The 7,050-nt window shown below is 51.0% G+C and carries 5 protein-coding genes and 1 other RNA gene; 5 read left to right on the top strand and 1 reads right to left on the bottom strand.

What is annotated here, in order from left to right; all coding sequences use genetic code 11:
- Window positions 1–154: 154 nt before the first annotated feature.
- Window positions 155–1,486: an MATE family efflux transporter gene (locus B5E82_RS13585; protein WP_087308100.1), complete on the top strand. Its 1,332-nt coding sequence runs from the start codon at window positions 155–157 to the stop codon at window positions 1,484–1,486.
- Between the two features lie 84 nt (window positions 1,487–1,570).
- Here B5E82_RS13585 and B5E82_RS13580 read toward each other — a convergent pair whose 3' ends face one another.
- Entirely contained in the window at window positions 1,571–2,524 is a 954-nt protein-coding gene (locus B5E82_RS13580; RefSeq protein WP_087308099.1) for an FUSC family protein, read from the bottom strand.
- A 286-nt stretch (window positions 2,525–2,810) separates the two neighbouring features.
- Between B5E82_RS13580 and B5E82_RS13575 the strand changes: the two genes are divergently transcribed.
- The 4 genes from B5E82_RS13575 (at window position 2,811) to B5E82_RS13560 (ending at window position 7,045) form a co-directional block, all read left to right on the top strand.
- Complete coding sequence (locus B5E82_RS13575; protein ID WP_087308098.1) at window positions 2,811–3,953, top strand: glucose-1-phosphate adenylyltransferase; 1,143 nt, start codon at window positions 2,811–2,813, stop codon at window positions 3,951–3,953.
- A 2-nt stretch (window positions 3,954–3,955) separates the two neighbouring features.
- Window positions 3,956–5,071, top strand: a complete 1,116-nt coding sequence (gene glgD, locus B5E82_RS13570; protein ID WP_087308097.1) for a glucose-1-phosphate adenylyltransferase subunit GlgD — start codon at window positions 3,956–3,958, stop codon at window positions 5,069–5,071.
- A gap of 59 nt (window positions 5,072–5,130) precedes the next feature.
- A non-coding RNA gene (ssrS, locus tag B5E82_RS13565) (6S RNA) lies at window positions 5,131–5,311 on the top strand.
- A gap of 144 nt (window positions 5,312–5,455) precedes the next feature.
- Entirely contained in the window at window positions 5,456–7,045 is a 1,590-nt protein-coding gene (locus tag B5E82_RS13560; protein ID WP_087308096.1) for a SpoIID/LytB domain-containing protein, read from the top strand.
- Window positions 7,046–7,050: the final 5 nt, after the last annotated feature.

Here is a 7,050-nt window from a genome sequence, read left to right as displayed (position 1 = left end):
ATAGGGCGCAAGGTGAATTGGCCGCAGGCCAAGAGAGGGTCCCCTGGGGGGAAAGCCCGCGAGCCCGAGAAAGAACTGCTTTCTCGGGCGGCATGTCTCATATATAAAAGCAGAAGATTCGAAACGAACCCGTCCCCGCAAAGGAGCATCGCATATGAACGAAACCTTTATGAAAGAAAAGCCTGTCTTTGGCCTAGTCCTCTCCATGTCTCTCCCCATGGTTCTTTCCATGCTGGTGAGCTCTCTTTACAACATTGTGGACAGCTATTTTGTGGCGAAAATCAGTGAGGATGCCATGACGGCCCTGTCCCTGGTGTATCCGGTCCAGAATTTTATCAATGCGGTGACCATTGGTTTCGGCATAGGAATCAATGCGGCCATCGCCTTTTATCTGGGGGCGCAGAATCAGGAAAAAGCAGACCGGGCGGCTACGCTGGGAGCGTTCTGGAATGGAGTGCATGGGATTGTTCTCACAGCAGCCAGCATCGCGGTGATGCCGGCGTTTCTCCGGCTGTTTTCCTCGGATGAAATAATCATTGATTATGCGGTTCGTTATTCCAGAGTGGCTTTTTTGTTTTCTGCGGTTATAGCCTTTGGCATGACCTTTGAGAAGATTTTCCAGGCAGTGGGACAGATGAAGACAGCCATGATCAGTGTGCTGGCAGGCTGCATTACCAATATTATTCTGGACCCGGTGCTGATCTTCGGGCTGGGACCGGCGCCGGAGATGGGCATTGAAGGGGCCGCTCTGGCCACAGGAATCGGGCAGGTTGTAACGCTGGCAATCTATCTGGCGGCATATTTGAACGGCGCGCTGCCGGTGAAAATCAGCCGGAGCGCGCTGGTGTTTGGGGATGAGGTCAGCGGCAGGCTGTATGCGGTAGGCATACCGGCGACGCTGAACCTGGCTCTGCCGTCCCTTCTGATTTCAGCTCTGAATGGGATTCTGTCGGCCTTTTCGGAGACCTATGTGCTGGTACTGGGGGTGTATTATAAGCTTCAGACTTTTCTGTACCTGACTGCAAACGGCATTGTACAGGGAATCCGTCCTCTGATTGGTTACAATTACGGGGCAGGGGAACAGAAGAGGGTGAAGAAGATCTTTCAGACTGCCCTTTCCATGTCGGCGGTTATCATGGTCTTTGGAACGATCATCTGCTTCCTGATACCGGATCGGCTGTTTGCCCTGTTTACGACAAATGCGGAGACGATTCGTATGGGAGAAGAAGCGCTGCGCATCATCAGCCTGGGCTTTTTGGTGTCGTCTATATCTATTACCGCAGGCGGGGCCCTGGAGGGCCTGGGAAAGGGATTCCCATCCCTTTTGATTTCCCTTCTGCGGTACCTGATTGTTATGATTCCAGCGGCTTTTCTTCTGAGCAGATTTCTGAACGCGGACGGAGTCTGGCATGCTTTCTGGGTGACAGAGTGGCTGGCCGCTCTGGCGGCTTTTGCGATATACAGGCGGGAAACAGGAAAAATGTAGTTTGAACGCAGCAGGCGGGAAGCGCCGCAGAACCATCCCGGCGGATGATTCTGCGGCGCTTCCCTGTATCTGGACAGCTTCCGGTTACTGAAGCCGAAAGATTTTGTCCTGATTCTTTTTATTTTTCATGATATTCATGATTGTCGGCACGGCGCCAAGCAGAACAAAAAGGTAGACGAGCAGAAGGTTGCCCCAGTAAGCCGCGCTGTCCAGAACGCCAATCTGAAGAAGGTATGGAACAGACTGATAGGCGGTTCCGAAATCTACGGCCAGTTCTCTGGCGATTACGATGGCCCAGTCCAGCCGGTCGCCCACATAGGTCATGAGAACCATCAGAATGCAGCAGATGACGATGCCTTTGGTGGAAAGCTTCTTTCCAAGCAGTTCGTATCCCTTCAGGGTACAGACGGCCATCAGGACGCCCGAAAGGGCTGCCACGTATCCCAGCTGGCTTAAGAGGATAATGCTGAGCACGCCGATGAGTGTTCCAAGAAGGGCGCCCACAATGCCGCCGATCAGACTTTCTGTCTTAACATGCTCCTGCTGTCTGGCAATGACCGCGTTCTGGCTCACAGTCTGGGCGCAGTCCGGACAGATATTTGTATAAAAACCGGAGACATAGAAGGCAGCTGTATCGCCCGGCTTTCCGCACATCTGGCAGCAGTTTTCGTACCCGTTCTGCCGCAGCCAGAAGGTAAGACTTTGAAGCTCTTCGTTTACCGTGGAAATAAGCCTGTCCGCTTTCCGGCAGTTTTTGAGCGACAGCGTGATCAGACGATTATCCTCTTTCAGCAAAGAGACGTTTTTATGTTCCCTTTTATAATCCTTTGCTTCTTCCTTGGATAGCGTATGGCTGGGAGAAGCGGCCGCGATGGAAATGACCGGCATGAAATAATAGGTATTGGAGCCTGAGACGGCCGGCGTAATCAGAACCTGATAGCTGCCGTACAGGCCGTGGACTGTCCCGGAAGCCTCATCCATGCGCAGGCCGGCGCTCTGGGCCAGCTGTCTGTAGATTTCAAGTATTTTCCGATTCATATTCTGTTTTCCCCTCTCGTAAGTTTTATCGGTGGCAGGTTTCACTTCTATAATGGCCGGATATGCGGAGATTGTCAAGAGAATTCGGAGGCTGATACAATCCGGAACAAGGCAGAATTCTTCTGAAAGAAATGGGACATGGTAAAAATGCACAAAAAATGTCCGAAATTGGCTGATTTTCGTGATATAATTGTGCAAAACGTAAAAAAGTGCCAGGAGAAATTGCTTTCTTTTTCATAAAATCGTATAATAATATCGTATTTCAATGAAAGAGAGGACCTTTGTCATGAAACAGAATAACATGTTGGCAATGATTCTGGCCGGTGGGCGCGGTTCCCGTCTGCATGAACTTACCAATAAGGTCGCAAAGCCGGCTGTGGCGTATGGCGGAAAGTATAAAATTATTGATTTTCCGCTGAGTAACTGTGCGAACAGTGGAATCGATGTGGTGGGTGTGCTGACTCAGTATGAATCGGTTCTTCTGAACAGCTATGTGGCCGGAGGAAGCAGCTGGGGTCTGGATGCCCGCGACAGCGGCGTCTTTGTTCTGCCGCCCCGTGAGAAAGCAGACGCGAATCTGAATGTGTACCGTGGAACAGCAGACGCGATTTCCCAGAACATCGATTTTGTGGACACCTATGATCCGGAGTATATCCTGATTTTATCCGGTGACCACATCTATAAGATGAATTACGCGAAGATGCTGAAAAGCCACAGAGAGAACAACGCGGATGCTACGATTGCGGTTATCGAGGTTCCCATGCGGGAAGCCAGCCGCTTCGGTATCATGAATACCGATACGGAGACAGGCCAGATCGTGGAATTTGAGGAGAAGCCGGAGCATCCCAAGAGCAATCTCGCTTCCATGGGTATCTATATCTTCAATTGGAAGCTGCTGCGGAAGATGCTGGTGGCAGACATGAAGAACGAGGAGTCCAGTCATGATTTCGGAAAGGATATCATCCCCACGATGCTCAATGATGGAAAGCGGCTCTTTGCTTACAAGTTCAAAGGCTACTGGAAGGATGTAGGAACCATCGATTCCCTCTGGGAAGCAAATATGGATCTGCTGGATCGGAAGAGCGGCCTCGATCTGGACGACCGTACATGGAAGATCTACACAGAGGATATTCCCACTTTCCCGCAGTATATTTCCGAGGATGCGGACGTAAAGAACGCCTATATTACCCAGGGCTGTGTGGTAGAAGGCGAAGTGAAGAATTCTGTACTGTTCACCGGCGCGAAAGTAGGCGCAGGGGCAAAGGTTTATGACAGCGTTTTGATGCCGGGAGCAGTTGTGGAAGAGGGAGCCGTTGTGAACCGCGCTCTTGTGGCGGACAACGTGAAAATAGGAAGCCAGGCGTCTGTCGGCGATGCGGACAGTGAGCATATTGAACTGGTTGCGAAAAATGTAAAAGGGGTAGAATGACTATGGCAAGAGCATTAGGAATTATCAGTTTTTCAGAAAATCATATCTGGGTAGATGGACTGGAAGATTACCGTTCAATCGCCGCATTCTCCTTCCTTGGCAGATACCGCGTGATTGACTTCCCGATTTCCAATATGTCCAACAGCGGCATTGACCGGATTCAGGTATACATCCGCAGAAGACCTCAGTCTCTGGTTGGTCATATCGGAACCGGCCGGCACTTTAATATCAACTCCAAGAGCGGATATGTAAAGATGATGTTTACAGATTCCCAGGAGGAGAACGATTATTACAACACAGATATCAAAGCGTATCTGGCAAATCTGGAGCATATCGAGAATACTTCCAATACGCATGTGGTGATTGCTCCCGGCTATATGGTTTACACGCAGGATTTCGATGAACTGCTGAAGACGCATATTGATTCGGAGGCAGATATTACCGTCCTTTATCATTCTGTGGATGACGCGAAGGAAAAGTATCAGAGCTGCTACTGCGTGAACCTGAACCGTCAGAAGGGCGTGGAGTCCTTTGAGAGAAATAACGGAAAGACAAAGAACCGCAATATTTTCATGGATACTTATGTAATGAAAAAAGAGCTGTTCATCGAGCTCCTGAAAGAGGCGAAAAAGGCTTCCTCCATGTATACGCTGCGTATGATCATCAACGATAAATGCCGTGAGCTGGATATCCGCGGCGTAGCGCACAGAGGATTTTTCGCTCCGATCACAGATTTCAAGAGCTATTACGACGGAAATATGGCTCTGGCAGATTTGAAGACAGCGCAGAATCTGTTCAAATCCTCCTGGCCGATTTACACCCGTACAAGCGATTCCTGCCCGACGCAGTATTCCGATACGGCAGTGGTCAAGAAATCCTTCCTTGCAAACGGATGTATGGTTGACGGCACGGTAGAGAATTCCGTAGTCGGAAGAGACTGCGTGATCAAACCGGGAGCTGTAGTGAAAAACTGTATCCTGCTTACCAACGTAGTGGTGGGAGAAGGCGTACATATTGAAGGTCAGGTCGTGGATAAGAATGCGAGAGTCGTGAAGATGAAAGAGGTTATCGCAGATCCGGAGCATCCCGGTTATATCCGCAGAAATGACTCCGTCTAAGCATGTAATTTTTTCTGGTTGTCAAACCAGGAGATATGGAGTATAATAGCACCAGAAAGTAATTCCTGGGGTGTGCGTCAAACCGCTATTTTGAACCTACATTTACGTTTATGGGATTCCAATATCTCAGTCTGGATGTCAGGCCTCCGATTTTGCAGTGGAAGGCAGAAGGGCTGTTGAGGTCACCCACCTAGCTTTGGCTAGGCGTCAAAATCGCGGAGACGGCATTTTGGGTATACTGCAGATAAAAGCAGCCGCTTGCGGCTGCTTTTTTGATGCCGTGAGATCGAAATCCTGTTCTGACATGGACGTGCCGTTCATATAAATAAAAATGGTACATGAAAAGACAGTCCCCTGCAGGGATGAGATTTTGGAGATGGACGGATGGGTAACTGGGGTTATCAGAAGAGCGGAAGGCAGCGGCAGGTCTTCAGGGCAAAACTGTACCTTCTGGCAGTGGGAATTCTCATACTGGGAGCGCTTCTTTTCCGGGAAGGGGATAAGGCAGGAGAAAAAGGGAATCCACCGCAGCCAGAGGCAGTACCGGAGGCCCGGGAGGAGGAAGAGAAAGGAGAAGAAAAGACGGAGACAGAGCCGGAGACAGTACCGGAGACTCAGCCTCTGGAGTACAGCGGCAGGATTCGGGTGCTGCTGAAAACCACAGGCTATGAAGGAGAGCTTCATGAGGAGCTCCGGCTTTCCTCGGCTTCCGGCCAGGATCTTACCGTATATGACAGGGAAAACGGGGAGACGATAGACAGTGGCAATTCCCTTTCCTTTACAAGAGAGGAAGACACGCTTTTCCTGAATGGAGAGCCTCTGGCGGAGCTGTATTCCTGTATGAGGGTAAGGCCGGCGGAGGGAGACGGGGCGGGCATCGCTGTGGAAACAGTGGAAAGAAACAGCGGGATTCCGGTATATGAGGGAGAATTGGAGATCTGGCCGGCGGAGGAGGGTTTTTATCTGGTAAATGATCTGCCATTTGAGACTTATCTGAAATACGTGGTTCCCAGCGAGATGCCCTCCGGATACAGCATGGAGGCCCTGAAAGCCCAGGCGGTCTGCGCCAGGACTTATGCCTGCAGGCAGCTGCAGTCCTATGATTTTCCTGCCTGTGAGGCACATGTGGATGACAGTGTCAGCTATCAGGTATACAATAATACAGGCGCGGCGGAATCCACCAGCCAGGCGGTGGATGAGACAGCAGGCCTGGTCCTGACAAGCGGCGGCCAGCCTATTACAGCCTACTATTTTTCTACATCCTGCGGAGCCACTGGAAATGAGGAAATCTGGTGGGAGGGAAATACGGCCCTGACGCCGTACCTCTGCGCAAAAACAGTGAATGCGGAGGGAAAGGCCGTAGATCTGACGGAGGAAAAGAACTTTGAAGAGTTTCTGGAAGAAGAGGATGAAAGCTGCTACGACGCGGATATCAGCTGGTACCGCTGGGAAGCGGAGGCAGATCTGGATACGCTTACAGATAACCTGAACAGCGCCTTAAAAGGCCGGTATGAGGCAAATCCGGAGGCGGTCCTTACAAAAGAAGGGGACGGTTTTGTTTCCAGGGAAATCGAGACGATTGGAAGGATACAGGGCATAGAAGTGCTGGAGCGGAACGAAGGCGGCGCGGCGGTGAAAGTTCAGATCAGGGGCAGCGAAGATACCATTCTGGTGTATACCGAGTATAATGTGCGCGCGCTTCTGAATGTACAGGGCTGCCAGATTGTCCGAAACGATGGAACATCGACAGCCGGAAGCGCTCTGCTGCCGAGCGCCTGCGTGGTGATAACGCCGGTGTTTGACGAACAGGGCGAGCTGTGCGCCTGGCGCTTTGAGGGCGGAGGATACGGGCACGGCGTGGGTTTAAGCCAGAACGGCGCCAACACCATGGCTAAACAGGGAATGAACTGCGGGGAAATCCTGAGCTTTTATTATACGGGGGCGGAATTGACGGCAATCACGGATTTATGGTAAGATAT

This window comes from Lachnoclostridium sp. An138 (genome assembly GCF_002160765.1).
Lineage (GTDB): Bacteria > Bacillota > Clostridia > Lachnospirales > Lachnospiraceae > Laedolimicola > Laedolimicola faecalis.
This window is presented reverse-complemented; position numbering and strand designations above follow the sequence as displayed.

Bases quoted from the DNA above. Each gene is read 5' to 3' on its own strand.
- glgD (WP_087308097.1), top strand. From the start codon at position 3,956: ATGGCAAGAGCATTAGGAATTATCAGTTTTTCAGAAAATCATATCTGG.
- B5E82_RS13560 (WP_087308096.1), top strand. From the start codon at position 5,456: ATGGGTAACTGGGGTTATCAGAAGAGCGGAAGGCAGCGGCAGGTCTTC.
- B5E82_RS13585 (WP_087308100.1), top strand. From the start codon at position 155: ATGAACGAAACCTTTATGAAAGAAAAGCCTGTCTTTGGCCTAGTCCTC.
- B5E82_RS13580 (WP_087308099.1), bottom strand. From the start codon at position 2,524: ATGAATCGGAAAATACTTGAAATCTACAGACAGCTGGCCCAGAGCGCC.
- B5E82_RS13575 (WP_087308098.1), top strand. From the start codon at position 2,811: ATGAAACAGAATAACATGTTGGCAATGATTCTGGCCGGTGGGCGCGGT.